Genomic DNA, 2,458 nt, shown 5'->3' on the forward strand with positions numbered 1-2,458 from the left:
TAAAAAGTATAATAATTGCCGCTAAACCATAATCCATCTTTACTTTCTTTCTTCTTTAAGAGTGTGAATGATGCTGTTGATGTTCGTTATTATCTGTAGGGGCAGCAATATGAGAAGATATTACTGTTTGTGATGCATTTGCTGTACTAATTTTCTCCACCAGATGAAGCGTATCTTTTCTTCGTTTTGTCATTGGACGAACAACTCTATGGGATTTACTCCCATAATTATGTAGGAACCAATCTAGTGTAACCCAAGATAGACCCTTGGCTTTAGACAACTGAATAATTATATTCCAGTATTTTGGAGAAATACTATTGCGATCACGCATTTTACGCGCAGCCTCATAGCTACAACCAATTTCTTTTGCAAATTGGCGTATAGATCCCCAAGATTCAATCAAACTTTTGACATAAAAATCATTAACCATGACACAAATAGTACATTACGTACAATTTTAAATCAAGATAAAATCGTACACAATGAATTAAAAAAATAGTGGATAATGTACAAATGACTTATTTGCCAAAAGATAGACTTAAAATAGCGCGTAAGAATGCTGGATACGCAACACCAAGCGAAGCTGCGCGCGCTATACCAGCTCTTAATCAAAATACCCTAATTAGTCACGAAAATGGAAATCGTGGTATTTCGCGCCAAATAGCCGAGCTCTATGGACAAGTATTTAATGTAGATCCGGGGTGGATTTTGTATGGCGAGTCTCCTCAAGAAAATCCTAACCTCAATATAAGTATTCCTGTCGTTTCATGGATTAGCGCTGGAGAATTAAGCGAGCAAGATGGGATAATGGATTTTTCAGATTATCCTATGACAGAGGCTGTTAATCTTCCTGCCGGTGAATGGATTGCTTTACGTGTAGATGGGGCATCTATGAATAAAATTAGCCCTCCAGATTCTATAATATTTGTAAATATGCGAGACAAAAAACTTGTGCCTAATGCCTGCTATGTAATTGCAGATGAATCTGGACAAGCGACATATAAACGATACAGACCTAATGATGATCCTCCTTTTCAGCCCGCTTCATACGACAAAACAATAAAGGCTCCAAAACTTGAAGGCGCTATCTCTATAATAGGTCGTGTACGGCGCACTATTCTTGATATGTAAACACAATACGATTCTCTGTTCACGTTATCGATTAGATTGCCATCAACAGATTGAAGCAAGTTTGCTTGATTTTTATCAGTAAACAGCAAAATTTTGATTCTCTAAATTGTGCCGTGATTCGTCTTTTTTTATTTTTTTTTAAAAAATAGTACATTATGTACTTGACTATCTTTAGTGCATAATGTACTAATATATCCATAAACCACGCACGAACAATCGCCAAGAGGCGTTAGGGAGGAAAAATTATGGATAAGCCAATTCTTATAAATTCTGATGAAATCTTATTAGTTGTCTATGATGATGATCAAAACATTGGTCGGTCGGGACCACTGGATGAAAGCCAAGTTCTAAAAATTATTGACGAGGCAGATGATGCAATCCAAATCTTTCGCATCAATCCTTCTGAGAATAATTGTGAAGATATCTCTGAAGAAATTGCAGAAGCATATGTAAAAGAAAATATCGAACATCTCCACGAGGAGAGTAAAGTTCATGACTTTGTACTCGAAAGTGATGCTTACCAAGAACTTTTAGACGAGATCGCAGACGAAAAATATAATGATGAGATTTACGGTACTTATGAACAACAACACCGTTTGCGTCCTTGTGATGTGCTTTAAATTCTGAGGGCGTATTTAAAAGCGCCCCCTTTCATTCATCAATCCCACCCAATATGAGGTCCGTAATGGAAAAGCTAATTGCTATCCAGCAAAATACAAACAAACACGAAACAATTCCAACCATGTCTAGCATTGAAATTGCAGAGTTATGCGGTAAAAGACATGGCCATGTAATGCAAGATATTCGTAAACTATTTAGCGAACTTAAAATCGACCTGAGTAATTTTGCTGGATTATACAAAGATTCAACAGGTCGTACTCTTCCTTGTTATCATCTTCCTAAACGTGAATCTCTTATTGTCATTTTAGGTTATAACACTGTGTTACGCGCAAAAATCATAGATTATTGGAAAAAATTAGAAGAGCAAGCAGCTAATCCCCAAATCGATTTTTCGAGACCTGAAATACGAGCAGCTATCATGATGCATCTTAAAAATAAAATTAAACAGACTGCATAGGAGTTCATCATGAACACTCTCATAGAGATTAAAGAACAAATCATTGATCAGGAAATAGTTCAGACAGTAAATGCACGTGATCTGCATGCATTCTTAGAGGCAAAACGTGACTTTTCAAATTGGATTAAGGACCGTATTACCAGATACAATTTTATAGAAGGAGAAGACTTTGTAAAAACACAAGATTTGCGGTCGCCAAATTTGGCGAGCGCAAAATCTAGGGCTGTTATCGCGATTAACTACTATCTC

The 2,458-nt window shown here is 36.5% G+C and carries 5 protein-coding genes; 4 read left to right on the forward strand and 1 reads right to left on the reverse strand.

From position 1 onward, the window contains the following. Window positions 1-55 precede the first annotated feature (55 nt). Entirely contained in the window at window positions 56-430 is a 375-nt protein-coding gene (locus ACFINX_RS09740; RefSeq protein WP_375613948.1) for a hypothetical protein, read from the reverse strand. 83 nt (window positions 431-513) lie between these two features. Between ACFINX_RS09740 and ACFINX_RS09745 the strand changes: the two genes are divergently transcribed. The 4 genes from ACFINX_RS09745 to ACFINX_RS09760 all read left to right on the forward strand — a co-directional run. Further along, a complete protein-coding gene (locus tag ACFINX_RS09745; RefSeq protein WP_012754749.1) occupies window positions 514-1,131 on the forward strand; it encodes a S24 family peptidase in 618 nt (205 codons plus the stop codon). A gap of 245 nt (window positions 1,132-1,376) precedes the next feature. Next, complete coding sequence (locus ACFINX_RS09750) at window positions 1,377-1,751, forward strand: hypothetical protein (protein ID WP_375621129.1); 375 nt, start codon at window positions 1,377-1,379, stop codon at window positions 1,749-1,751. Between the two features lie 122 nt (window positions 1,752-1,873). Beyond that, window positions 1,874-2,209, forward strand: a complete 336-nt coding sequence (locus ACFINX_RS09755) for a Rha family transcriptional regulator (protein ID WP_375635163.1) — start codon at window positions 1,874-1,876, stop codon at window positions 2,207-2,209. 9 nt (window positions 2,210-2,218) lie between these two features. Next, a partial coding sequence (locus ACFINX_RS09760; protein ID WP_375668765.1) for an antA/AntB antirepressor family protein occupies window positions 2,219-2,458 on the forward strand: 240 nt, incomplete at its 3' end.

The sequence above is a fragment of the Bartonella sp. AP36NXGY genome, from assembly GCF_042195865.1.
In the GTDB taxonomy this organism is placed as follows: Bacteria; Pseudomonadota; Alphaproteobacteria; order Rhizobiales; family Rhizobiaceae; genus Bartonella.